Below are 22,336 nucleotides of genomic sequence, written 5' to 3' on the forward strand. Positions count from 1 at the left end.
GATGCTATTCATGCTCCGCCGACGTGGCGGGGCTCTGGCGCTGATCGAGATTAAGCATCGGCACCGAAGCGTTCGGCAGCATGGTGGTTGGCAATTGACCATTCCACTTTTCCGCCTGAGTGAGGAAAATCAGGTTCGGATTGTCGCGCAATGCATCGCCCCGGGCCTTGATTGCCTTCGCTTCGGCGTCGCCGCGGAGCTGGATCGCTTCAGCCTCGGCTTCCGCCTGCAGCTTCACGGCGTCGGCCTGGGCCTGCGCATCGGCGCGACGTGCGTCCGCTGCGGCCTGAGCCTGCGTTACGGTGATCTGCGCCTGCACCTTCTCGCGCTCCGCATTCTGCCGCAGCTTCTGTACTTCGACTTCCGCCAGCATGCGCTGCTCGATGCTGTTCTCATAGGCATCCGAAAAATCGATATTCTCGACTTGCACGCTGTCGATCTGTACCGGACCCTGAATGCCTGCCTCGATCGCCGCCTGGACGTCGGTGTTGAACTGCGCCCGGTTCTGGATGACGGAGGCGGCGGTGAATTTGCCGAACACCGTCTTTACATCCTGAGGAGCTCGCCGTGCGATCAGCCGTGATTCCAGATTGCCGAGCGAACCGAACTCCGAATAGACATGTTCCACGGCATCCGCCGGCACATGCCAGGAGATGGTGACGCGCATATCCGCCGGCTGCTGATCCTGCGAATAGGCCTGCATCTGTTGATGCTCGTTGGCCTGACAGTTCGAGCCGTTCTGGCAGGTCCAATAGGTGACCTGCTGGGTCACCGGGATTTTGACGACGGTCTCGATCCAGGGCAACTTGAAATGCAAGCCCGGTTCCGCCGTGCCGACCATGGCACCGGTGCGCAGGATGACGCCGCGCTCGCCCTGATCAATCGTGTACCACGAACTGAAGACGAGCATCAGCACGGCTATCACGGCGATGATGCCGATGAATGCCGTAATGCGACCCTTGTTCGCCACGGATGCTATGTCGATTTCCCGGTTTGCCATCGATATCCCCATCTGCACGCTATGGGGGAGAGATAGATGAGTCGACTCGGAAATGCACCTGCCGTTTCATGCCTCGTGCGACCACCGTCAGTTGCGCGTCACCGGCTTTGAACGCATGCGCGACACCGTTTCCCGTTCGGCCCGCTTGCAGCGCATCGGCGGCAGGCCGCGATCCATCAGATCCATATCCTCCAGCACCATGTCGCCCATTTTCTTGAAGGCGCTGTCGAGCGCGCCGGCACGATGGGCCGAGCGGAGAAAGCCCTTGAGCTTGCGCACGGGGTGATCGAGGCCGAGCGGCTCCTCAGGATAGACGTCGCTCGCCGCCACGATATGGCCGGATGCGACCGCCGCCATCAGCGCATCGAAATCGACGACATCGGCCCGGCTGAGCAGGATGAAGGCTGCACCCTTGCGCATCCTCGCGAAAGCCTCAGCGCCGAGAAAACCCTTGTTCTCGCTGGTGACGGAGGCAACAACGAAGACGAAATCGCTGGCGGACAGCACCTCGTCCAGCCCGGCGGGCTGCACGCCATGCTCTCTCAGGATCGATGGCGGCATCCAGGGATCGAACACGCTGATATTGGCACGGAAGCCGGAGAGAACCCGGTTCAGCGCCTTACCGAGATCGCCGAAACCGACGATACCGATATCGCTGCCCGAAAGCAGCCGGGCGCTGGCATTGCCATCGCCGCCCCAAAGCTCCCTGCCCTCGCGGAAATCAAGATCGGCATCGGCGATGCCGCGCGCCAGGCTTAGCGCAAACCCAAGGCCGATTTCGGCAACCGGTTCGGCAAAGACGAGACCTGTGGTGACGACATGGATGCCGCGTTCAAAGAGCACTTCATAGGGCATATTGTTGATGAGGTTGCTCTCGACATTCAGAATGCAACGCAGCTGCGTCATGCGGTCGAGCGTCTCCTTCGACAAGGGCGGCTGGCCAATGATATAGCGCGCCTCGCCGAGCACATCATCCCCTAATCCCGCGACATCGTCAGGATCCGTTTCGACGATGCGGTATTTCGAGCGAAGGAGCGCCAGTGCTTCCTTGGTGAAGATAAGCTCAAGCGAGCGCGGCTCCGGCGCGCTGATGGCCAAGGGTCTGCTGTCGGTCGTCATTCTGCTCCTCCTGTATCCCGAGGCGATCCAATATCATTCGATGGATGAGATCAATCAGGCCTCGTCCTCCTCCCCTGGCATTCCGACAGAGAAGGCGCAAATGCGCGAGAGATGGGTGAGCGGCAGGCCCGTCTCCGCGTGCCAGGCATTGAACTGATCCTGAATCAGCCGCAGATCCTTCTTGGTGGGCTTGCTTTCCGAAACGGGCACCCCCGCAAGCCGCAGGCAGACGAGAACGTCATGGCTCATGACGAAGCTGTCGCGGCCGATTGCGCGCAGCAGATATTGTCCGGTCATACCGCCGAGCCGGCTGCCCTGCTTGTCCAGAAGAGCCAGCAGGCCGATCTGGTCGTCCATCGGCCAATCGGCGAAGAAGCGGCCGGCGCTGCCATGCTCGTCGGCAAGCCGGCGGACGAACTGCGCATTGGCCCTGACCGACATGATTTTGGCGCCATTGCGGATGACCCGGACATCGGAGGTCAGATCATGCCAGTAATCGTCCGGTGCGAGGTTGAGGAAGGCGGGATCGAAGCCGGAGAAAGCGGCTTCGAAGCCCGTCCATTTCGAATCGATGACGTTGCGCACGAAACCCGCATAGAAGATGTAGCGCGTCATTTCCGACAATATCCGATCGTCGGGCAGCGTACGCAGCGCGTCATGGTTCGGCATTCTGGGCATCAACGCCCTCAGTCCATCGGTGCCGCCCTTGCGCTTCTCGGCGCGCTCCCTGATCTCCGCAAAGCTTCCCATCATCCTCTCCCGGTCATGCCGCGCGACAAGTCTTTTATGACCTCATTGCCCCGCGCATGTAATCTCCGTGCGATGATTTTCTGTGAAAAACATCCTATCGAAAGTTACGGTTCGAAAGTTGATCACGCCGGCGCTCGAATTGATTTCCCGACGATTGAAACAATTCCGGACTGCTCCAGATATGGTCTTGAAATTAACTTGAGATTTCACGCACCGTAGCGTTAATTGCGGCCGCGTCGGATCGGAGCCCCGTGCCATGAATAATAAAGACTGGAATAATCCCATCATGGTCATCTGCAAGCGTACCGGAAAAGTCTATACGGTCGCAAACACGAAAGAAGCACTGAACATGCTGCTGAACGCATGGCCCGTTGCGGAGGGCAAGGCGTTCATGATGGCACTGCAAATCTGTGCCGACGTCGAAAGAGGTCAGGGACAATCACTGGAGGCCCGCAACAGCTTTGTCGCCGCGGCATCCGAGGCTGGCGTCCCTCTGGAAATGCCGGTAATTCAGTAAAAACGATCGCCCTCTTTCATCCATTCGGGGACGGGACATGCCGCATGTCTCGTTATGGAATGGTTCAGCGAACCAGCCAGTGCGACTGGGCTCACCAATCGCGGCACTGTCGCGGATGACCGTCCTCCCGGTGATTGCCGTATGATCGGACCGCTTTCCCGCGCAGAATGACTAATTTTCCGGATATTGCGAAACTTTTTGCCCCGGCAGGAGTTGGGGGAGGCAATTTCGGAGCATCATCGAAATGACCAGTATTTTTAGTGCCGGCGATGGCCGCTGGCACGAGCCAGTCTATTTGCGCATCGGCTATGGAATGCCCGAGGCCGTCCGAAGCCCTAGGGAAGCCCACAATCACCTTCTTTTCCGTTGGCCGGCCATCAGAGGCGAAAAATATGATTCCGCCCGAAGCCTCTGCCTCCAAGCCGATATCGATCCCCTGCTGAGTGATAAAGCCAGGAAGATGTTCATCGCGGCCTGCGTGGAAGCGAACGTATTGGATTAGAGCTCTCGCGAGGTTCAATCCATTCTCAAACCGCTGTCAGATCCTCGCGGTTTTCGCGGGGCTTTGATGGCGCCTAAATGCGAAGGCATCGGGCAAGACCTACGGTCCGGAACGCTTCTTGCAGTCTTACCGAAGCATGAATGTTTCGGAGGTAATACGTTTTGAAACGAAACACTTTACGCCCATTTCCGGCTATCACGCTTGTCATGGGAGAGAACGGCGGAACCCGCCGTATCAATTCAGTGCATCAGGCGGCGGAGTTGCTGCTGGAATATTGGCCGGTGGAAAATGGCGAGGAATATGTCGCGGCAGTGCGGATCTGCCTCGAAGCGATGCTTGGAGCCGTCCCCGCCGAAGCCGTAAGGGAGGCCTTGATCAAGGCTGCACGGGAGGCTGGCATATCCGTCATGCAATGAAATCATCCCGCGCTTCCCGCGGCATGCGGGATCTCTCTGACATTATTCACTTTTTGTGAACAAGTGCCGGCGATCTTGCCAACAGAGGCAGGCGATTCGCCCTGCCAATGACGGAGAGAATATGTCGCTTCTACCATTCCCGGCCGACAGGCGTACCAGTGATGTCAGGCGGTGTGCCGCAGCCCTTCAACAGCTAAATGGCGAAGCGGCAAACCGCTTCTGGCGTTCGGAAATGGCAATCTTTGCCAACGCCTTGCGCGAACAGGGAGTGGAAGACGGCGAAATCTCGCGGCAAGCAGGCCTCTTCATGCATGCGGTGCAGATGGAACTGCAGCTTACCTATGCCGAAGAGGAACTGAACGCCTCGGCCTGACGACGTTAGAGCCCCTCCGCTTTTTATTGAATCGCGAGAACACTCTATCTCTTTGTTTTTTCGCGGTTCCGGACGGAAAACCTTTAATCAGTTTTCCTAGAGTTGCTCTATTTCGGCAATCTGCAAAATGCGATGGATTTGTCGCCGCTGGTGGGTGACTTGATCTGCACGGTCCATTCTCCTCCAGGGAAATGGAGCCCCTTTGACGAAACCACGCCGGTAATCTGCGCGCAGGCCTTTCTGGCGTCGGCGCTCGGCAGATCTATTGTCGCCATGACGGCGTACCTGCGGCTGGACACCTGGCACGGCGCTGTAAACAAGCCCGTATTGTCGATCATCTTGCAGACCCGGAACGCATTGTTCACGGCATCGTCTGCCGCCATCGCGGAACTGGCGCCCACCAGCATGGTGGCCGCCGCCAAAAACAGTTTCATTGAAAATCCCGATCCCCTATGGCAGCACGGTGCCAGAGCAGGTTTCGTCTTGCAAGGTATGTCGCGTGGATTTCCATGGGCCATTTGAAAATACAACGCAAATGACGGCGGGTTGTTCGCCGGCGACGTCGTCCATCCGGCTCTGCCGAGATATTTTCAACGGAAAGCGTGCCGAAGGATGGCCTCTCGGGAATGGGGAAGTGCCAATGCATTCCGGCTGCGCCAAGCTCCGACCGACGGGCATTCACCCAACACTTGGACTAGCCTCCCGACCACCCTAGTAAGTGGAAAGTGCTCAATTTGCGGGTTCTCTTTAATCTCTTGGATATTAGAACATGCCATATTAGCAAAAACAAAAGTCAAGGAGCCAATCCCATGACGGCATTCTCACCCGAAGGCCGGGTAGCGACCCGAAAGCGAACGCTTCTCGGCGCAAAAATTATCTTCAACGATGGACATTCGGTCTTCGATTGCCTCGTGCGAAACCTGTCCGATACCGGCGCCCTGATCCAAATCGAAAATCCTCTCGCAGCACCCAACACCTTCGACCTGCAACTTTCGGACGAGAGATTGATGGCATGTGCAGTACGCTGGCGCAAAATCAACAGCATGGGCGTCGAGTTTGTGTGAGGGCACTCTCGCCCACAACTCCTATGGGCGTCCAGATGAATATCCGAAATAGCTCCCCGTCAAAGTTGGGCGGTATACCGGTTACAGTTACCGCGCGTCGATAAGGTTCGCCCGGAACAAATAAGCCGCACCATGCATTGGCATATGCACCCCTGCCGAATTGACCTGTGAAGGAGACGGCTATGAACCAGGAAACCATCGATCGGCTCGATACAATCGGCCAACAACTGCATGATCGCGCTCTTGCTCTGTCCCAATCGCAATCCCAAGAAGGCCAAGACCATGCCCTCATGATGTCGGCACTCGCGACCCTGGCAACAGCGGTGCGAACCTTGGATGACAACGTAACCCGGCTCGACGGGCCCAAAGGGATTCGAGCAGCTGGCTCCTGAATCAGGTCCTCTCAAGTGTCGAAGTGGTTTAGCTTCCGAGCCCATAGGAACAAGCACGCCATGCAGGTCGCTAAGAGCTTGCGATCACGAGAGCTTTCAACACTTTGGAAGTTCTGGTAGCGGAGGACCGTCTCAAGCAATCTCCCCAAATTTCGTTGGGCCGGGTAAACGTCCGTTAGCGACCAAAGCTGGTTAAACCGCTCTCACCAGAGGTTTGATTCCGCTAGTTTTTCTCTTCGCTGCTCGACTCTGTTATTCAGGTCTCTCATCGATTCCAATAATTCTTCATGGCCGTCGGCCGCAGAATATGGGAGGAGTCTGAGATTGAAGTTTCGCTCTAGCAAGCTGGCGAATTCCGGAGTCCTCTTTCCGCTTACGGCGAAATAGTGCGGCGGAGCCGCGCCAAAAGAGCGAGCATACTGTTCAAGGACAAGCGATAGGTCCGGGTCGTTCATCCCGCATCCGATAAACAGAAAAGTGTGGGTCAGAATGAGAGCATCCATTGCCCGATAAAAATTCGCATGGCGATTGCGAATGTCTGCGTAGTCTTCCCTAGTGAAAACAAGTTTGTCAGGCGTATCAATGCAGCCGTGAATTTTAAGAATTAAGCGATTTCTTTCCCCGCCACGGAGCACGCGCGGTAGGTCGTCGTCAAAATACTTCTTTATCTTTAGCAAGTTACCTGTGGTGGCTGTCGCGTAGTTATCAAATATTTTATCGAAGTTTGGCGTCGCGACTATTGACGCGTCTAGCCTTAGGATTTCCTCATGCATTGGGGCATGAGAGAATTGGGGAGCGAGAAAGCACTCTTCTAAATATGGTACCCAATCGTGTCCCATTTTATGTTTAATAATTTGGCAGCAGGTAAGCAAATCTCCTGATCTCAACAACCTTTTCATTTCAGTTTGAGAGCCTGCGCATTTGGCAATGCCATCTTCCAGAAACCTGCTCCAGTTCGGGGGCGAATTACCATGCTGATCTTTGGAATTCATCGATATGCCGGCGCCAATAAATATCACGGCACGTCTCCGTGCTATGGCGGAAACGAGATCTTCCGGCCAGGCAATCATGGGAGCGCCTCAATGTTATTTAGAAACCGTGCCGCAATGGAATGGAATATATCACTTGCCTCAGCCACCTTCACAAAATGGGCGCCAACTATCCCATCGCTCCCTTTCAGCGCGAATATGGGCTTCCGGCTAGTTTGCGACATTGGAACGAGGCTGTGGAGGTTCGGGACTGCACCGAGTGAGTAGTCAAAATGCTCCGGGCTCGGTTGATGCTCGTCAATGATGCTCCGCTGTATCGCATCAGGGATCTCCCGCATGATTTTTTCGTAGGCTTTAACAGCACGACGCTCGCCGCGAGGGTCCCTTTTTGCGGTGTACTGTTGATTGACGTACCCCAACAATCGAAGCCGAAATTCCAAATCGGGAACTTCAATTTCAGAATGATCGCTTATAGAACTAAGCTGTAAGGTTAATCGACGTTTCCATTCTGTGAGCCAAGAAGAAATATTCTCCGTCGCTCTTATACTAAAGAGATCGATAGAAAGGGGCAGCACAAAATAATCACAGCCGATCAATACGGATCGATTTATAGAGCCCAACGACGGTCCCATATCGAAAAAGACGAAATCATAATCTCCGCAATTGAGCAGGAAGTTTCTGAACATATAAGTCGTGCGTAGACCACGGACGTTACCGCTATTCCAGTCAGCGGCCAACGTGTCCTCAATCAGTGCTAGTCGCGGGTCGCCAAGTAAGACATCAACGAAAAAGGAATGAGAGCGCCTGAAGACGTTATCAGTCGAAAACCCCTTTCCCTGGGAAAGAGGTCTTGCCATCGAATAGACTGTATAAGCTGACTTTTTTTCATAGATTTCATCCAAGACGCTGTCTTGGAACATATATTGCGTGGCGTTCGTTTGAGGGTCAGCATCGACAACGAGGATCTTTTTGTTGTATGCCGCCAGTGCCGCAGCAAGATTGCATACAAGGGTAGTTTTTCCTACCCCGCCTTTATTCGTAAAGAAGGCCACGGACTTCATCGTTAATCCCCAATTTTACGATCTTTGAGTAGCTGCTCGCAAATTCAATTGCAACTAGGGTTGATCGATGGCGCCGATGGCCACAGCAAAGCCTCGCATCGCTGTCAAAGATGATGTGTGAATAGTTGCAGCGCGCCGGAGCCGAACGGGAATAATGAGCACGTTCGATGAATTGACTCTGCTATTAATTACATCATAGGGCGCCAGGTTTGCAGAAAGAGCGTCAGCTTGGGAAGCTCGAACTAATGCCTACGGTTCAAGCGCTTAGCTGTAAAACTCAGCCGTTCGCGCGAGAAAAAGCCATTTGGTATCAATAGGGGTGTAAAACGGCGTGGGTTGCATAGGCGAGCAAATGACCTTGATTTTCCGCTGATCACGTCCATCCTGTGGAGATGGTTCTTATATCGCCACCAACCTTGCCGCCTGGAGATCCTGACCGGCACCTGAAATGCCAGGACGCCGTTCACGTCGCCTTCAGCGATCTTGCGCAGGCGGCCGTTGAAGCTGGATGGGATGAGCAGGAGGTCGCAACCGCCCTCGTCGAGGTTGCCGATGCCCATGTTCTCACAGTGATCGAAAACGCAGGCTTGGACGATGCGCTGAGCCGGTTCAAAAAGCGCTTCCGGCCGGAATAGGCGCGGCTACTCGAAAGCTCTCGACACCTTCAATCGGCTATCCCAATTTGTCATGAACTGACGCGCGATCTCTCGGCTCTCGGTAAAGGTCACGTTCTCCGCATTCCGCTTCTGCGCCGCGGCGGTGTAATTGTAAGACCCGCCGATCGTCAGGCGTCCGTCGATCACGATGATCTTGTTATGCGCGATCGCCGGCTCGAAATCGATCCAGACTGGAACGCCGACGGCTTCAAGCAGCGTCGCGCCCGAATATTTCCGCTCATTGGTCTTATCGAGGATCGCGAGCACTTCAACGCCCCTGCCCGCGGCTCGTTGCAGCGCATGGATGATCGGGAGCGAGGAAAAGCCATAAGCCTGGACGCGGATTGATGACCGAGCTCGGTCGATCGCATCGATGATCTTGCTCTCGCATTGTTCGCCTGGCGTGAAGCAGACGGAAACTTTCGCCTCGATTGGCTGGCCGGAGTAAACCGGGCTTGCAAATATAAGAGCGACAATCGTGGCGGCGGCGAATCTCATGCGATCTCCATAGCATACCGAGGGCGCCCAGCTCACATCCAGCGCGCCTAAGTAAGAAAGAAGAGATATTGGGAGACTCTTCGCTCCGCATCCCGCCTATCAGGCAGAGCGCTCCTCCATCACCGTCGCGCATACCGCTACGCGTTACATGGTACGGTCGAACTTCTTCGTGTTCGCTTACAGAAATAGTATAAGCATAGAAATACCAAGAACAGTCAGGCCGCCAAAGATCGGCAGCAGTATCTTCATAATCAGATGAGCAAGTTTCTCTCGCTCTTCTCGTGTCAAGTTAGTCCAGCGCGATTTTGCCAATTGAATAAATACCTATCCCCGAGAGGATCATCACATTTGAAACTGAATTGGCGCTTAATACAGCTTGATGTAATATTATGAATTACATTTTTCTAATGTTCTTTTCTGAAGCCTTGACTCTTCTCCAAAATGAGAACATTTTGAGAACAAATTAAGGAAGACGCCATGAGCACCGCCGAGAAATTCATTGTCCTGCCCTATCGGAAGAACCGCGGCAACCTGGTGCCGGGTGAGATGCGCCAGGCTTCAAATGCGGTCAGCGCCGAACGGATTGCCGAGGCAATGGCTTCCCGCTTCGTCGGCGTCGCGGCTTATGCTGTCATGGTCGATGAGGAGAGCGGCGATATGTCGTCACCTCGCCTTCTGGCGAAGCATGGCGAGATCGCCGATCTAAACGCCGCCTGAGATAGACCGATATTTTCAATACTGAACCGCCCCTCCGGGCGGAACGGAGACGTGCGCCATGCAACCGAACCATTACACAATCACGCGCCAAGACGCAGAGGTGCTCAAGCAACTTGTCGCATTCGTCAGCCAGGATGTTTTTGATGAGCGGCGGCACGACGGCGGCATTGGCAAATCCGCAGCGTTCCTCGCGATCATCAATGATGCGCGCGGCGCGCTCGAGCAAATCGGCGCTTATGACTATGATCACGAGAATGACGACGACCTCCCGCCATATACCTTCTGGTGGGAAGGCCCATTCGATCTTCCGAGCAACGAAATCGAACATGCGCTCGCCGTTGAGACCGAAGGCAGGCCTGGCCTCGTTTTCAAGCGGGTGCAAGTGAATACTGCCTTGCCATCGGGATACTTCGCAGATTTGCAGTTTGTGATCGATGAAGCCGAAGGCAAGATCTGCACGCTCATCAGCATCCAGATCGATCGAACCGAACTCAATCTCGGGCCGAACTGGTACGATATTGGCGAAAACCTTGAGGCGACCATTGGGCTCATTGTCGATGGGATCGAAACCCATCCCACCTGGGTGCAATATTTCCAAGCACAAGCATGACCGATGCCCGAGAAGGCCCCGAGCCGAATGGACGTGCTTTCGGCGCCTACGCTATCCAGCTATGCGCAAGGGTCGCACTTTGTCAAAATCACCTGTGAGCTCTGCCGGGTGAAACGCTTTTATGAGCCGGTGGATATCATGCAGCTGTGCGGAAACATTTCCGTTCGACAAATCGCAAAGCAATTCCGCTGCGAGAAGTGCGAGCGAAAGGATTACTTGGACGTCGACTTAGTAAGCCCGTCAGCGGCTGAACGCGTCGGCATGAGCGTACGTCGGCTTACCGAGATCAGAATTATCCGCAGACCGGTGTGGAAAGATATAAAGCTTTGAGGTGGATCGATGGATCGGAGAATGAGGCTGACGAGAGCCCAACTGGACAGGGGATGGCCGCATAGGCTTATGATCCTGGTCGAGGGCATGACCTATCGCGAATCCGGACCGCTTCACGAGGCAGTCAGGCAAATCGACCCTACGTACAAGACAAAGCACGCCCAGTATTGCGGTGCCTCATATCAGGTGCTTTGTTTCAAAGAAGAGGCGACAATGCGCAATGTTCAACGGCTGATCGGCGGCCGGATCGTGCTGCCAAGTGATTTTTCCAAGTCCGGCGAATGGAACGGCAGAGGATCAAATGTGCAATCTTTACAACGTTACGACCAATCAGGAAGCGATACGGCATTTTACCCGAGCGATGATCGACAGCATCGGAAACCTGGAGCCGGAACTGGACATTTATCCTGATAAGATGGGGCCGATCGTGCGGAACACGCCCGCCGGCCGAGAGTTGGCAAAGGTTCGCTGGGGGCTGCCCTCTTCCGCAGATGCAATATTTGAGAATGCAAAGAAGCGCGCCGATAAGTTGCGCGCCAAGGGCAAAGAGTTCGACTTCAACGAATTGCTGAGATTGGAGCCTGACGGAGGCACGACCAACGTCCGAAACATCAATAGCAAACACTGGAAACGTTGGTTTGGCGTAGAAAATCGCTGCGTCGTGCCGTTCACCCGTTTTGCCGAGCCGGACCCAGCAAGCAAGGTCGAAGGAGGAAGGACACCGAATGCCTGGTTTGCGGGCAGCGAGGACGAACCGCTGATGTTCTTTGCGGGCTTATGGGTGCCGCAATGGACTTCCGTGCGCAAGATTAAGGAGGGAGAAGTCACAGTCGATCTCTATGGCTTCCTGACTTGCAAGCCGAATGCCGTCGTCGAGCCGGTTCACTACAAGGCAATGCCCGCCATTCTTCGCGATCAAGATGAAGTCGAGACTTGGCTAACGGCCCCATGGGAAGAAGCGAAGTCGCTTCAGCGGCCGTTGCCAGATGACGAACTGGTGCTTCTATCGAAAGAGAAGTTGAACTGAGATGAGCGAGGAGCCGGACCGCCCGACGAAATTCCTGCCGACATCGACGAGGCTCATGGTCTACAGGCTATTCCTGGTAGCGATCTGTGCCTTCTCACTGATGATTTGGACGGAGACGATTGCAGTCCTAGCATTGATTTTTTTCGCGTGCCTTCCCGGATTTTTTATGACCAGCTCCAGGCCCAGGTCGGCGACAAGTTTTTTATTCCCTACCGATTTATCGCTCCCTACCAACTTTTCGTTTTCATTTGGAACGGCTTCAGATCGAAAAATGGTTAGGGCTTCCAATGGCTAGTGAATCATCTCGGGCGAAACACCCCGGGCGATGGCTTGCCGGTCATCATATCGACCTTAGACCCGACAACCTCAACCTTCGTCGAGATCGCGGACATATCCTTGCGAAGAAGATCAAAGCCGGTTTGCATCGTCTGCCGCATCGCGTCCTGACCGTTAATCATCAGATCGGCAAGCCGGTCCATGCGGGCGTTAGCAACCTCCTGCCCCTTTTTCAGCTCAACGATATCCTTCGGGGCGCTGGCGACATCGGCAAGCGCCTTCTTCGTTTCGGCCTGAAAGGTATCGGAGATCTGCATTCGGGCAAGGCCGCGCTGGTCGATGACCTGAACCTTCGCTTCCAGGGCGGCGTAACGATCCCACCCCGCCAGCGCCAGCGCGAGCAGTGGGAGAAGAGTACCAAGATTGAAGTCGAAGATGATGCGAGGCTTATTCATTGCCGTATCCTCTTTACCAGTGCCCATTTATCCCGCCCTGCCCTTTGAAATGCTAAATGGAATGCCACGCCAGCAGCAGGAGAGCCGCCAGCGTGGTTGATGTGATGAAGAAGCCCAAGATCTGCCCCGCTGCCGCCAACGTCATTTCCGGCACAGCGGATCTTTCCCGCACTGGATGTTGTGGGCGGCGACTTCACGCGTGAACGGCTCATCATTCGCGAAGATGAAAACTCGAGTCTTTGCGTTGGGGTGTAGTGCCGCATAGCCGGCGCCGTCACTGGCACCCGTCGTCGCGCCACACCCCGCCAATAGCCAGACAGACATCAGGGCGAGACATATTCTTGACCTTGGCATCAGTATCGTTCCTTTCCGTGATTTGGTTGGCGACGGCGGTCTTCGCTTCATGTTCGGCCGAAGCGGAGCCATCCGAACGGCCTTTCATGTAAATGGCTCCAACGCCCAGCAGGATGCCGCCGACCAAAGCCAGCGAAATCCAATTCTTGCTGAAAAACGCGCCGACGAGCCCGATCATGCCGCCACCGCATCAAGGGTCTGCGCGCCTGCCGCCTGTGCAATCGTGGGGAGATCGAGGACATCTGCCCGTCTGTTCTGAACCCGCTTCGCATACCAGCGGTAGGCAGCGCCTGCGCCGACGAGCGCGATCGAGCCGACCGTCATCCACATAAGCGCATGATCGATGAAGGTGCTCGACCCAGCGAACTGCGATAGCTGATCCTTGGCCGATGCAATGTAGCCGGTCACCGCGCCGCTGGCGAAGCCAGAGCCGGTCGTACCGTCCGCGATGGCAAGAACCGGAGCGGCCTTGGCATCCGAGATGAAGGCTTTCGCCTGGCCGCCTTCAACAAAAGCAAAGGCCGGGTCGGGACCGACGGAGCCGGAGGCCCACACCTGGCCGGTCTTGAGGACAGCGGCACACCGAGCCGACCATCCCTTGCCGAAATACTTCCATGTCTTCAGAGCTTTCAGGAAGGCGAGACGGCGCTCCATGATGATCCTGATCAGCCCATCATCATCATTTACGCCGCCGGCCGCCAGGATGGTTCCCTGACCGCAAAGTCCGTCGATAGCGCCCTGGTAAAGGCCGAGCTGTTTCAAAGCACGCTGCAGCCACTTCACGGCCTGCGAGACGCCGGAATTAACCGTGCCGTCAAACAGGACGTAGGACACGCCGGAGCGAAGCTTGCCGCAGCTCGCCATGTCCCAATAGCGGGAACGGTAGATGTCAGAGACCTCGCCATCGCTGATCAGCTTGACCGACTGTGTCGGAAGACCTTTCGCTGTCCTATACTCATTATAGACGCGCTGGGTGATGCCCTTGTTCGTGGCGCCGCCCGGATCGTTTGGATTGTTGGTGAAACCGCCCTCGCTGATAAGAACCTTGGCGAGAGAGCGTGCGAAATCGTCCATAGGGTTGCTCCATGGATAGGGTTGAACGGGATTTTGAGATGCGCCGACGCAACCCATCCCGCGTTCGGGACGAGTTTCGGTTTCATGGGATTTCCTGAAAGGATCACTCGGAAGTGAAGGCCTGCGCCTCTATGGTTGCAAACACTTCACAAGAAATACATTCAATGCTAGCACTACATTGCGAGCCAGCAGCCCTACCTGCTAACCCCACTCGCAAATATGAGCGTTCCCCTGTGCTATGGCCCTGCTTGCCCCACCGGCAGGGCCGATTTTTTTGCGACGGTTTAGCGAGAGGGTCTTATCAATCGGCCCGCATTCGGGACGAGTTTCATATTTCACCGATTTTTGGGTTAGTGTGATGGCAGATTGATGGGGAGCTAATGTCCTGATAAGAATGACAATATAGATAGGGAAGATGGCATCATGGATGTTGCTAGCAGAGTCAAACCCGAGAGCCTTTAAATCGCGCTTCAGGGACGGGTTTTGGTTTCATTCTTGCACCAAATTGTTTGGAGGATTTCTCTGCCGAAACGGCAAGACCCGCCGGGTGCGCACCACCGCGACGGTTCTTAGTAAATCCGCAAAACTCCGCGGCTATTTAGTCAATGCGCTCGCAGAATAGATAGTGATGACGACCAGCCCATGTTGTTTCTTCTGCTATGATCTTAAGGCCGGCAGTTTCAGCCATACGGCGAAGTGTAGCGGGGGAGTATAGCCACCACCACGGGCCGTAGCTTGGTTCTCCATTGCGGACCCAATTCCAGCCTTCGGTGTTGATGTGATGGATTTTCATGCCGAACGCGTCGTAATGCGCGCCCATGACACGCCGTTCATAATCGCCCAGCGCAGGGACGAATAAGAGCCTCCCGCCCGAAAAATCCAGCGCCCCTTGTTCATTTTCGACCCTATCAGGTACCACCATTGAGCCGAGAAGGAAGTATTTTCGGGTCAGCTTGCGATACTGTTGAAGCGTGAAAACAGGCGACGGAACGTGGTAAAGAATGCCGGCGCTATAAACGAAATCGTATGTCCCAATCTTTTCGGTGATCTGCGGGTCATCGATGCTGACAGAATGCTCTTTCACATCGCTGATATTGAGCTCTGCCAGGCGGGATCTAAGCGCGGCCCACGAAGGAGCGTCTAGCGGGTCTATATCCGCTGCCGTCAGGGACTTGGGCCCGTACTTGGCCGCGACGCTCAGCGTCTCGTTGACCGTGCCGTATAGAGGGCCGACGTCAAGGTAATCCGCATTCGGCACATATTTCTCAAAAACATCCAGCATGAATTTATCGCGCATAATTCGACCCTGTGTTGAAAAATTCCGGCCGGATATGCGCACACAGCGGCGACGGGTGTCAATCTGGGATGGAGATTATTTGCCTGATTAACACGTCACGCGGGCGTAATTGTGGTTCCGTCTCGTAGCGAAACCCACGCTGCCGTTGCCGATGCCCCGAGCGCGCGATAAACATGGGTGTTGGTCGTGTTGTAGACGAGCATGCCCTTGCGCTTGTTGGTAGTATTGACCGCATTCGTGGCCGAGCCGAGCGTGGCAGAGGTGTATTCGAGATCTACGTCACCGATGGAACGCCATGCACTTGATGAAGACGCGTCCATTGTGATCCAAAGGGCGCCATTTGCAGTATCTGCGACGAGACTGCCCTTTGCTTCCGTTCGGAAGGTGTTAGGGTTCCCAAATACCGCCTGAAGGCTTAGGCCGCCAGCAAAGAGGAAGCGGTTATAGTTGTTGAAGTTTGAGTAGCCGAAGGACAGAGCACCGGCACTGTTATGAACCTGCATGCCATCGGAAGCCCATGTCACATAGCCAGCAGCAACACCATTGATGTAGACGGTGCCCGATTGGGCTACGCCAGCATCGCCATAAAGCAAGGTGTCGGTGAGCGCCTGATTAGCATTCGCCATCCCTGCTATTTCGATAGTGTTAGTTTCAAATTCGAAGGCTATGCGGCCAGCGGATCGGTTGACGCGATTTGCATCGGCCGCCAACTTCGGCATGCCTTTGAAGATGACCGTCGTGTGGACAGTCGCCCCATTGGCATAATTTAGGCTGGTCTGCGCCCCGGTATTCGGATTTGTGCCGAGCAGATATGTCTTGCCAGGGAACGCTGCGCCGCTGCTGATACCGTCGATATTCGCAGTAAAATTGAGCTCCACATCGCAGCTCACGCCATCCCATATAATGGAGTTGGCATAGGTGCGGGCGTCAACAACGTTATAGATGCCGTGGTTGCCGTGGCCGCTAACCCCGAAGCTTCCGTTCGTCGTTAGCCAGACATTCAGAGTACGCTCGGAATGCGTGTTGTCGATGACAGCACCAGCGCCGTTCTCGAGCTTTATCGCGTCGAAACATTCGTCGATCGCGTTAGCATCCATCGACAGGCCATTAAAGTAACCAGCAAACACACCAAGCGGCTTGTCGCCAGCCAGCACGCGGCCGGCTGCGTGTATCCAGTTGTCTCGAATGCCAAAGCTGTGAAGATTGCCGAATTGCCCGTAGATGCCGTAGTCGCCGAAATCGTAAATTGCGGACTTTTGAATGTTGCTTTCCCAGCAGCTTTCGACAAATACGCCGCGCCTTACGTTGCGAATACCCACCTTTGATAGGTTTGATTTCGTCGCTGCAGTCCAGCGGATACCAGCAAAAATCTCATTGATGGGCCATATCGTTAGGTCAGATACATCAGCACCCTCACAGTAGCTGATCTTTTGGTTGTCGATGTCGGGGCCATTGATCGCAGTGGCAGAGAGCGATTTGAATTGCGTGCCGACCGTTTGGCCTGCCAGGCCGGCCGATCCGCCTGTGAGGTTGAGAACCCAAGGCGCGACATGCAGGCCAACGCCGAGAGCGCGGTCCGCGAGAACGAAATCCGGCCGCAAGATAGTAGCGTTCGGGAAAGAATACTGGCCGTAGGTCGATGCATCCATAGGCGACTGCGGGAACATCGCCATGCCGTCGCCGTAGATACGGACGAACGGCCCAGAATAAAGCGTCTTCGTGAAGCGCCATACACCTGCGGGGATCCTAACACGGCCGCCGCCCGACATGGCAGAGGGGCGATCCGTAATGGTTCCGGTTGGGAGCCACTTTACAGGTGACCAATAGTCAAGCAGTTTCTGCAACGGTTGCCAATCGTCCGCCACGCCATCGCCGAAACCACCGAACATGTAGGCGTCAGGGAACGCTTCCGCCAATCCCCAACGTTTCGTTCCACCATTTGATGTCTGCTCGCCAGGCCGAGCAACTTCGGGCGCCATCACCTGCCGATAGAGGGCGGCACCCTTGCCGTTGGCTGAATAATAGCCGTTGGTGCGAATGAACGTTATGCCGTTAGGTATGGCAAGCCCGGCCAAACCGACGGCTGTGGCGTATATGGGAACATTACCCTGGCTGACAGCATCGGAAGCATAGCCGGCAGCGATGTCACGCGCTTCTTCAGCGGCATGCTGCGCATCTTCCGCGCGGCTCTGAGCGAGTTGCGCCGCATCGCGAGCAGCATAGGCAGCATCACGCGCTGCATAGATGAGACTTGCGACGGCGACATCAGACAAAAGATAGAAAATCGAACCAAGGCGAACACCCAGAAGATAGCCAGGCGTCAAATCGCCAGCGCCAATATCGAGCCCACTGCGCGTTTTTATTGTAAGAGGCAATTGGTTATTGAAAGCGATCGTCACCGGTGTCCCGGTATTCGTCACGGTAACGTTGACCGAAACGAGCATGCCATTTGTTACTGGAACAGTTGACGTCGCCTTGATGGCATTCTGGGTACCTGTTCCGCTATTGCTTGCTGCGATGTACGTGTAGGGGAGCGGCAGCGCGAAAGACCACGATCCAGAGCCGCTTCCCCCATTTTTGCGGTATATGCCGTTGTTCGTCACATTGCCGTCAGCATAGACCCATGCCATCGTGTCGGCCGAATGCGCCAGATCGCCGTTCAATTGCGCAAGTGTCTGCTTTGCGATCGTGCCTGCACCCGCAGCGATAGCATCCGTTGCCGCTTCGAGCTGTAGAAGATAGGCGCGAATTTCTGGTTTCGACGGCTGCAATGGAGTTGCGGTTGGACCGTCCGCATAGACAGAAGCCGCATTCGGACTGAAAGGCATAGCATTCTCCACATGTTATCGAGCCGGCCGATGGCCGGGAGAACGGGACCAATTGTGTTTTGAGAGATCAGGTGACTGTGAATGCGCCGGTGGCAACTTCGGTGGCTGGGATGCCGGATCGATTGATTGCGACAACCCATCCATATCTTGTGCCGGCACTGATTCCTGTCACGATGCGGCTGTCCGCACTGCTTGGCGCGCCATACTCTGGCGGGCTGGCGGCGGTTGCGGTCGAGTAATTGTTCGCCGTATTCCAATAAAGGCGAGCGCCTGCATAGTTTGAACTATTTGGGGCGGTCCAGTTGAATGTAGCCTGCCCGACACCACCCGTTGCTGTGGCACTTGTCACCGGACCCGGCGGCGTCGGATCGGCTGTCGAATGCACCTCTTCCGTCGAGGAGCGTGGCCCATAGGAGCCGTTCGAACCGATGAAACCGGCTTGGACGTCGAGATCGACATCGACAGGAACGGCTCCCGTATTCAGTTCGACGAAGCCCCCTGAGGCTGTCCAGTCCGGGAACCGCTGCTCGATCCACGCTCCTGGCATGCCGCTGCCGGCATCCGTCGGGCGATAGAAGACGACTGGTGTCCAGCTATCGGAACCAGGATCGACAAGAACAACGCGTAAATAAACAGATCCGCCATTTGCCTTGGCCTCAACAGTATTGATGACGCCTGGCGAGATTTCCGCCGTACCTAGCGTATTTGGAACCGGAGGCTGCTTTCCCTCATCCGTCGCCGGGTTCCAAACTTCGATCGTGTCCGCAGGATATTGGGCAATATCCATGGTGAAAACGCCAATCAGGATCGACAGATCCGCGTTCTTATTCTCGACGACTTTGCCGTTCAGCTCCGGCAGCATGATTGGCGTATCGAGACGGACCCATCGGCTATAGGCTGCATTGACGCCAGAAAATCGGCAATCGATCTGTCCGCGCGGCTTTTCCTGCAGGCAAAGCCATTCCCGCTTTCCAAGCCTCCTCGCCTGGCGCCACTGATGGCACCAGAGGTACTCACCATCCTTCGATAGCACGCGGCCGGACGACATCTGCGCCGCAGTGTCCTCGAAATAATCAGTGTCGCAAGTCGAGTATCCGGTGTCTGGATAAGTGAATTTCGGGACAAGCCGGTTTGTTTCATCCTCAAATAGGACATCAAACTGTATGCGGTGCCCGATAAGGTCGTCATCGGTAATGGTTTCGACGCGGCTTTCGCGAAACTTGCCGACAGTGAGCAGCAAGGCGCCATCAGGGCGTTCCATTGTCCATCCGTCACAGGTCGCAAGAATGGCCTTGCTTCCGACCTTTGGGCCATTTTCCGTCGTATCCCAACCGTTGCACTCGTAGCGCTTCTCAGTGCCGCCCAATGCGCGGGGCACGTCCTCGTCGCAAATGTTCGCCTCCTCGATCCACATATCGAGCAAGGGTAGGATGGCAATGCGGTAATCGCGAAGATTGCCGAACTCATTGAAGCATTCGTGCCAGCAAAGGATAAGAACGCTATTTTGTGTCCACACCCAAGCGGCTGGATTTTCCGGGTTCGCATCGATCCGGTAATCCCAGCACAAGGCCCAATCACCCTCGACGGAGGCCTGCGGTGCTCCGTATGGAAATCGCTTGTTTTGGTTTTTTGCTGCGCTCGACTCCGCGATCATGGCAAGAGAGGTCTGCCCGTCGCCGCGATGATTGTTCGTCCAGACACCTGATGCGGCAAGCTTGTCAACCAACGGTGCGTAAGGTGTCTCAGTCGAAAGACCGAGCCTGGTAAGGAGCCTGACATTGTTGCCGTAACGGCCATTATCGTCATTGGTCGTATAGCCGTTCGCATCAATGAACACTTCGTCATTGTGCAACCAGTATCGGTTGATCGATTTTGAGCGATGAGCGACCAAGGCTTGCACGGCATAGAGATAGTCTCCGCTTGCCTCCCACATCGTATAGGCGCCGGCAAGCCGCGTCCTTCCGACCGCCCATACCCTGAAGGGAACGCTCTGCGTCTTTGGAACGCGGCCGCTTTCCGGATCAGGAACCTTGGGAGCCATCAAGGCTTGGACACCAATTGCAAGCGCAGTCGTCGCAATAGCACTCGATGCGGTCACCGCCACGGAGAGCGCCGTTCCCGACAAGCCAAGCCCCCCGCTGAATATGGCTGTGAAGAGCGGCGTGAATATGGGATCGAACAGGACCTGGCTGTAAAGGGATGTGCTATAGGATAGCCCATAGCACACCAGCATCCGCTGCTGATGGTTCATCATGCCACGATGCTCCATGCAGCGATAAACTCGGCCCTGCACCCGATGACCCCCTGATATCCCAGACAGGCCCATTGATGACCGAACTTGATGGCGCCGATCTCCTTGATCTGCAGATCGCTCGCCGACCTTGCCGAGATCAATGCGATATCGCCATTCTGCGGGGCATTGGTGTGCGTAATCCCACCTTTGCGAGCAAGACGATCCACAAGGGCGAGCATCCCGCCAGCCTTCTTGATCACGGCAACTGCCTGCTCTTCGGATGCATAGGTGCCTCTATATTCAGCGGCTGGATCGAAACCGCGGACATACTCCACCCATGAGGCGCAAAACATTAAGCAGTCGTCTCCACCGACGCCGCCCCAGCAGAAGCGGTGCGGCAACTCAAGCCACTCTCTCAGGATCATGGTTGTCTCTGATATCTAGTAGTTCGGCCAAACGGGCGCGATGCCATAGGCTAGGCGCTGCACCTGTTTGCAAAAGTCGTCAGTTGGCGAGATCGCCTTCTGCTGCGCGTCGGACCATAAGGTCCGCGTTGCCCGCGAGCGCGTCAGCGTGCCGGCGACGACGGAGAGCGACAGGGTGATCGATGGCTGATTGAGGCCAAAGACGGCTTGCCGCGATTTCGACACATGCGACGCCGTTCCCCGCCAAACGGGCACGATCGGTCCCATGGGCTGATAGTAATCGTCCAACGTCATCATGCCGACCTGAACAGCCGCGCCGCGAACCGGCGGGATCGAGGCGAGCGTCTCGCTCGCCGTCGCCGGATCAATGCCCGATAGGGTGATATCAACGCTATCGGCCGTTCCGCCGATCAAGTTTTGGAGCACCGGCAGTCCAATGAGACGGCCGCCGCCCATATAGACGGTGCCGTCCGGATCGACGCTCTCGAAGCGAGCCGGAATATCAGTCACGCCAAAGTAGATATGAAGCGCTGGATCGGTGGCGATGCGTAAGAAGATCCCAAGCATGTGGCTCGTGCGCATCCTGGCGATCACATTGTCAGGAAACCAGCCCATCAGAACGCCTCAACGAATTGAATCGTCTGCTGCGTGACGAAAAACGCTTCTATGACGCTCGGCAGCGTGAAATCGGTCTTGAACTTGCCGACAAAACGCGGGCGGGAGAACTCGATACGCGTGTCTGATGTTGCCGCCTCGCGCAATGGCGGCGCGATAGCGAGTAGATAATCCGCGTAGTTGACGGTCACTCCACTAACCACTTCCGTTCCCGCTGCCAGCTTCTGGCTTTCCCAATAGCGATAGGCGCGCCAACCCTTGTTCGGATGGGCAATCGAAAACCAATCCGACATGCGCAGGTCGCGAGATGCGCCATAGACGCGCATCGTGATCTGTCCGGCATGAAGTGCGGCGTTGCTGAGCAACTTTCCCCATACGGTCGCTTGGCTATATCCAGACCTATCGGAAAACAGCGCACCATCGGAATGCGGAATTCCGGAAATGATTGGCGTCGGCAGCTTACCGATGATCGGGAACGGTCCAAACCAATCGGTCGGGATCGGCACAACAATATTGCGAAAGCCGCCGTTCAGGCGTGCCCCGAGCATGTTGATATACTCGTATTGCTCCGGATCCTTGATCTTGCAGTCCTCGAAGGCGGCGGTAATGATGCCGCCGCCATTCAGCTCGATCGTCTGGGTTTCGCCGACGCTGTTGCGACCGCCATCGATCGCATTGCCCACGACATCAATGGTGGCCTTGGGGCAGTTCAGGAAATCGAGAAACAGCATCGGCTGGTTGATCAGGCTCCCCACGAA

27 protein-coding genes are annotated in these 22,336 nt (G+C 55.7%); 10 read left to right on the forward strand and 17 right to left on the reverse strand.

The annotated features are described in order from the left end of the window. Nucleotides 1-4: 4 nt before the first annotated feature. The 3 genes from FHX05_RS06285 to FHX05_RS06295 all read right to left on the reverse strand — a co-directional run bounded on the left by FHX05_RS06285 (nucleotide 5) and on the right by FHX05_RS06295 (nucleotide 2,869). The gene (locus FHX05_RS06285; RefSeq protein ID WP_183870982.1) at nucleotides 5-1,000 is read right to left on the reverse strand and encodes a prohibitin family protein; all 996 of its coding nucleotides are present in this window, start codon (nucleotides 998-1,000) and stop codon (nucleotides 5-7) included. Between the two features lie 87 nt (nucleotides 1,001-1,087). Further along, nucleotides 1,088-2,119 carry a hydroxyacid dehydrogenase gene (locus FHX05_RS06290; protein ID WP_183870983.1) on the reverse strand — a complete coding sequence of 344 codons (1,032 nt, stop codon included), beginning with the start codon at nucleotides 2,117-2,119 and terminating at the stop codon, nucleotides 1,088-1,090. 54 nt (nucleotides 2,120-2,173) lie between these two features. Continuing rightward, entirely contained in the window at nucleotides 2,174-2,869 is a 696-nt protein-coding gene (locus FHX05_RS06295) for a DNA-3-methyladenine glycosylase I (protein ID WP_112335009.1), read from the reverse strand. 256 nt (nucleotides 2,870-3,125) lie between these two features. Here FHX05_RS06295 and FHX05_RS06300 point away from each other — a divergent pair, with 256 nt between their 5' ends. After that, nucleotides 3,126-3,386 (forward strand): DUF982 domain-containing protein, encoded by a 261-nt coding sequence (locus FHX05_RS06300; RefSeq protein ID WP_183870984.1) that lies wholly within the window; start codon nucleotides 3,126-3,128, stop codon nucleotides 3,384-3,386. A gap of 91 nt (nucleotides 3,387-3,477) precedes the next feature. Here the strand turns inward: FHX05_RS06300 and FHX05_RS30310 are convergent, their stop codons facing one another. Then, the gene (locus tag FHX05_RS30310) at nucleotides 3,478-3,906 is read right to left on the reverse strand and encodes a hypothetical protein (protein WP_246698846.1); all 429 of its coding nucleotides are present in this window, start codon (nucleotides 3,904-3,906) and stop codon (nucleotides 3,478-3,480) included. Between the two features lie 143 nt (nucleotides 3,907-4,049). Between FHX05_RS30310 and FHX05_RS06310 the strand changes: the two genes are divergently transcribed. The 5 genes from FHX05_RS06310 to FHX05_RS06330 all read left to right on the forward strand — a co-directional run bounded on the left by FHX05_RS06310 (nucleotide 4,050) and on the right by FHX05_RS06330 (nucleotide 6,133). Further along, complete coding sequence (locus FHX05_RS06310; protein WP_112335012.1) at nucleotides 4,050-4,304, forward strand: DUF982 domain-containing protein; 255 nt, start codon at nucleotides 4,050-4,052, stop codon at nucleotides 4,302-4,304. A 121-nt stretch (nucleotides 4,305-4,425) separates the two neighbouring features. Further along, nucleotides 4,426-4,677 carry a DUF6074 family protein gene (locus FHX05_RS06315; protein WP_112399240.1) on the forward strand — a complete coding sequence of 84 codons (252 nt, stop codon included), beginning with the start codon at nucleotides 4,426-4,428 and terminating at the stop codon, nucleotides 4,675-4,677. A gap of 132 nt (nucleotides 4,678-4,809) precedes the next feature. Beyond that, nucleotides 4,810-5,199: a hypothetical protein gene (locus tag FHX05_RS06320; protein WP_183870985.1), complete on the forward strand. Its 390-nt coding sequence runs from the start codon at nucleotides 4,810-4,812 to the stop codon at nucleotides 5,197-5,199. 287 nt (nucleotides 5,200-5,486) lie between these two features. After that, entirely contained in the window at nucleotides 5,487-5,741 is a 255-nt protein-coding gene (locus FHX05_RS06325; protein WP_015340956.1) for a PilZ domain-containing protein, read from the forward strand. A gap of 182 nt (nucleotides 5,742-5,923) precedes the next feature. Then, nucleotides 5,924-6,133: a hypothetical protein gene (locus FHX05_RS06330; RefSeq protein ID WP_183870986.1), complete on the forward strand. Its 210-nt coding sequence runs from the start codon at nucleotides 5,924-5,926 to the stop codon at nucleotides 6,131-6,133. A gap of 203 nt (nucleotides 6,134-6,336) precedes the next feature. Here the strand turns inward: FHX05_RS06330 and FHX05_RS06335 are convergent, their stop codons facing one another. The 4 genes from FHX05_RS06335 to FHX05_RS06350 all read right to left on the reverse strand — a co-directional run bounded on the left by FHX05_RS06335 (nucleotide 6,337) and on the right by FHX05_RS06350 (nucleotide 9,337). Further along, on the reverse strand, nucleotides 6,337-7,203 hold the full coding sequence (locus FHX05_RS06335) for an SIR2 family protein (protein WP_183870987.1): 867 nt from the start codon (nucleotides 7,201-7,203) through the stop codon (nucleotides 6,337-6,339). After that, complete coding sequence (locus tag FHX05_RS06340; RefSeq protein ID WP_183870988.1) at nucleotides 7,200-8,183, reverse strand: AAA family ATPase; 984 nt, start codon at nucleotides 8,181-8,183, stop codon at nucleotides 7,200-7,202. The genes FHX05_RS06335 and FHX05_RS06340 overlap by 4 nt, the downstream gene beginning before the upstream one ends. A gap of 242 nt (nucleotides 8,184-8,425) precedes the next feature. After that, the gene (locus FHX05_RS06345) at nucleotides 8,426-8,743 is read right to left on the reverse strand and encodes a hypothetical protein (RefSeq protein WP_183870989.1); all 318 of its coding nucleotides are present in this window, start codon (nucleotides 8,741-8,743) and stop codon (nucleotides 8,426-8,428) included. An 81-nt stretch (nucleotides 8,744-8,824) separates the two neighbouring features. Continuing rightward, entirely contained in the window at nucleotides 8,825-9,337 is a 513-nt protein-coding gene (locus tag FHX05_RS06350; protein ID WP_183870990.1) for a phospholipase D family protein, read from the reverse strand. A 477-nt stretch (nucleotides 9,338-9,814) separates the two neighbouring features. Between FHX05_RS06350 and FHX05_RS06355 the strand changes: the two genes are divergently transcribed. The 4 genes from FHX05_RS06355 to FHX05_RS06370 all read left to right on the forward strand — a co-directional run bounded on the left by FHX05_RS06355 (nucleotide 9,815) and on the right by FHX05_RS06370 (nucleotide 12,021). Beyond that, nucleotides 9,815-10,054: a hypothetical protein gene (locus FHX05_RS06355; RefSeq protein ID WP_183870991.1), complete on the forward strand. Its 240-nt coding sequence runs from the start codon at nucleotides 9,815-9,817 to the stop codon at nucleotides 10,052-10,054. Between the two features lie 58 nt (nucleotides 10,055-10,112). Next, entirely contained in the window at nucleotides 10,113-10,664 is a 552-nt protein-coding gene (locus tag FHX05_RS06360) for a hypothetical protein (protein ID WP_183870992.1), read from the forward strand. Between the two features lie 399 nt (nucleotides 10,665-11,063). Beyond that, the gene (locus tag FHX05_RS06365; protein ID WP_183871212.1) at nucleotides 11,064-11,405 is read left to right on the forward strand and encodes a hypothetical protein; all 342 of its coding nucleotides are present in this window, start codon (nucleotides 11,064-11,066) and stop codon (nucleotides 11,403-11,405) included. Beyond that, nucleotides 11,296-12,021 (forward strand): SOS response-associated peptidase, encoded by a 726-nt coding sequence (locus FHX05_RS06370; RefSeq protein WP_183870993.1) that lies wholly within the window; start codon nucleotides 11,296-11,298, stop codon nucleotides 12,019-12,021. The genes FHX05_RS06365 and FHX05_RS06370 overlap by 110 nt, the downstream gene beginning before the upstream one ends. A 299-nt stretch (nucleotides 12,022-12,320) precedes the next feature. Here FHX05_RS06370 and FHX05_RS06375 read toward each other — a convergent pair whose 3' ends face one another. The 9 genes from FHX05_RS06375 to FHX05_RS06415 form a co-directional block, all read right to left on the reverse strand. Next, nucleotides 12,321-12,752 (reverse strand): hypothetical protein, encoded by a 432-nt coding sequence (locus tag FHX05_RS06375; RefSeq protein ID WP_112399255.1) that lies wholly within the window; start codon nucleotides 12,750-12,752, stop codon nucleotides 12,321-12,323. 274 nt (nucleotides 12,753-13,026) lie between these two features. Then, nucleotides 13,027-13,284 (reverse strand): hypothetical protein, encoded by a 258-nt coding sequence (locus tag FHX05_RS06380; protein WP_183870994.1) that lies wholly within the window; start codon nucleotides 13,282-13,284, stop codon nucleotides 13,027-13,029. Next, entirely contained in the window at nucleotides 13,281-14,180 is a 900-nt protein-coding gene (locus FHX05_RS06385) for a glycoside hydrolase family 108 protein (protein WP_183870995.1), read from the reverse strand. Before FHX05_RS06385 ends, FHX05_RS06380 begins: the two co-directional genes overlap by 4 nt. Nucleotides 14,181-14,778: 598 nt before the next feature. Further along, complete coding sequence (locus FHX05_RS06390; protein ID WP_183870996.1) at nucleotides 14,779-15,477, reverse strand: methyltransferase domain-containing protein; 699 nt, start codon at nucleotides 15,475-15,477, stop codon at nucleotides 14,779-14,781. A 95-nt stretch (nucleotides 15,478-15,572) separates the two neighbouring features. Beyond that, nucleotides 15,573-18,305, reverse strand: coding sequence for a hypothetical protein (locus FHX05_RS06395; protein ID WP_183870997.1), 2,733 nt, complete (start codon nucleotides 18,303-18,305; stop codon nucleotides 15,573-15,575). 67 nt (nucleotides 18,306-18,372) lie between these two features. After that, a complete protein-coding gene (locus FHX05_RS06400; protein ID WP_183870998.1) occupies nucleotides 18,373-20,559 on the reverse strand; it encodes a hypothetical protein in 2,187 nt (728 codons plus the stop codon). After that, nucleotides 20,556-20,891, reverse strand: a complete 336-nt coding sequence (locus FHX05_RS06405; protein ID WP_246698847.1) for a hypothetical protein — start codon at nucleotides 20,889-20,891, stop codon at nucleotides 20,556-20,558. Before FHX05_RS06405 ends, FHX05_RS06400 begins: the two co-directional genes overlap by 4 nt. Before the next feature lie 87 nt (nucleotides 20,892-20,978). After that, on the reverse strand, nucleotides 20,979-21,578 hold the full coding sequence (locus tag FHX05_RS06410) for a hypothetical protein (protein WP_183871000.1): 600 nt from the start codon (nucleotides 21,576-21,578) through the stop codon (nucleotides 20,979-20,981). Next, a complete protein-coding gene (locus tag FHX05_RS06415; RefSeq protein WP_183871001.1) occupies nucleotides 21,578-22,333 on the reverse strand; it encodes a hypothetical protein in 756 nt (251 codons plus the stop codon). The genes FHX05_RS06410 and FHX05_RS06415 overlap by 1 nt, the downstream gene beginning before the upstream one ends. Between the last annotated feature and the right edge of the window lie 3 nt (nucleotides 22,334-22,336).

Source organism: Rhizobium sp. BK491 (assembly GCF_014194925.1).
Classification (GTDB): Bacteria; Pseudomonadota; Alphaproteobacteria; order Rhizobiales; family Rhizobiaceae; genus Rhizobium.

What these genes read in the sequence shown, in the direction of transcription:
- FHX05_RS06285 (WP_183870982.1), bottom strand. Translation starts at nt 1,000, where the DNA reads ATGGCAAACCGGGAAATCGACATAGCATCCGTGGCGAACAAGGGTCGC.
- FHX05_RS06290 (WP_183870983.1), bottom strand. Translation starts at nt 2,119, where the DNA reads ATGACGACCGACAGCAGACCCTTGGCCATCAGCGCGCCGGAGCCGCGC.
- FHX05_RS06295 (WP_112335009.1), bottom strand. Translation starts at nt 2,869, where the DNA reads ATGGGAAGCTTTGCGGAGATCAGGGAGCGCGCCGAGAAGCGCAAGGGC.
- FHX05_RS06300 (WP_183870984.1), top strand. Translation starts at nt 3,126, where the DNA reads ATGAATAATAAAGACTGGAATAATCCCATCATGGTCATCTGCAAGCGT.
- FHX05_RS06315 (WP_112399240.1), top strand. Translation starts at nt 4,426, where the DNA reads ATGTCGCTTCTACCATTCCCGGCCGACAGGCGTACCAGTGATGTCAGG.
- FHX05_RS06320 (WP_183870985.1), top strand. Translation starts at nt 4,810, where the DNA reads ATGGATTTGTCGCCGCTGGTGGGTGACTTGATCTGCACGGTCCATTCT.
- FHX05_RS06325 (WP_015340956.1), top strand. Translation starts at nt 5,487, where the DNA reads ATGACGGCATTCTCACCCGAAGGCCGGGTAGCGACCCGAAAGCGAACG.
- FHX05_RS06330 (WP_183870986.1), top strand. Translation starts at nt 5,924, where the DNA reads ATGAACCAGGAAACCATCGATCGGCTCGATACAATCGGCCAACAACTG.
- FHX05_RS06335 (WP_183870987.1), bottom strand. Translation starts at nt 7,203, where the DNA reads ATGATTGCCTGGCCGGAAGATCTCGTTTCCGCCATAGCACGGAGACGT.
- FHX05_RS06340 (WP_183870988.1), bottom strand. Translation starts at nt 8,183, where the DNA reads ATGAAGTCCGTGGCCTTCTTTACGAATAAAGGCGGGGTAGGAAAAACT.
- FHX05_RS06345 (WP_183870989.1), bottom strand. Translation starts at nt 8,743, where the DNA reads ATGGGCATCGGCAACCTCGACGAGGGCGGTTGCGACCTCCTGCTCATC.
- FHX05_RS06350 (WP_183870990.1), bottom strand. Translation starts at nt 9,337, where the DNA reads ATGAGATTCGCCGCCGCCACGATTGTCGCTCTTATATTTGCAAGCCCG.
- FHX05_RS06355 (WP_183870991.1), top strand. Translation starts at nt 9,815, where the DNA reads ATGAGCACCGCCGAGAAATTCATTGTCCTGCCCTATCGGAAGAACCGC.
- FHX05_RS06360 (WP_183870992.1), top strand. Translation starts at nt 10,113, where the DNA reads ATGCAACCGAACCATTACACAATCACGCGCCAAGACGCAGAGGTGCTC.
- FHX05_RS06365 (WP_183871212.1), top strand. Translation starts at nt 11,064, where the DNA reads ATGATCCTGGTCGAGGGCATGACCTATCGCGAATCCGGACCGCTTCAC.
- FHX05_RS06370 (WP_183870993.1), top strand. Translation starts at nt 11,296, where the DNA reads ATGTGCAATCTTTACAACGTTACGACCAATCAGGAAGCGATACGGCAT.
- FHX05_RS06375 (WP_112399255.1), bottom strand. Translation starts at nt 12,752, where the DNA reads ATGAATAAGCCTCGCATCATCTTCGACTTCAATCTTGGTACTCTTCTC.
- FHX05_RS06380 (WP_183870994.1), bottom strand. Translation starts at nt 13,284, where the DNA reads ATGATCGGGCTCGTCGGCGCGTTTTTCAGCAAGAATTGGATTTCGCTG.
- FHX05_RS06385 (WP_183870995.1), bottom strand. Translation starts at nt 14,180, where the DNA reads ATGGACGATTTCGCACGCTCTCTCGCCAAGGTTCTTATCAGCGAGGGC.
- FHX05_RS06390 (WP_183870996.1), bottom strand. Translation starts at nt 15,477, where the DNA reads ATGCGCGATAAATTCATGCTGGATGTTTTTGAGAAATATGTGCCGAAT.
- FHX05_RS06395 (WP_183870997.1), bottom strand. Translation starts at nt 18,305, where the DNA reads ATGCCTTTCAGTCCGAATGCGGCTTCTGTCTATGCGGACGGTCCAACC.
- FHX05_RS06400 (WP_183870998.1), bottom strand. Translation starts at nt 20,559, where the DNA reads ATGATGAACCATCAGCAGCGGATGCTGGTGTGCTATGGGCTATCCTAT.
- FHX05_RS06405 (WP_246698847.1), bottom strand. Translation starts at nt 20,891, where the DNA reads ATGTTTTGCGCCTCATGGGTGGAGTATGTCCGCGGTTTCGATCCAGCC.
- FHX05_RS06410 (WP_183871000.1), bottom strand. Translation starts at nt 21,578, where the DNA reads ATGGGCTGGTTTCCTGACAATGTGATCGCCAGGATGCGCACGAGCCAC.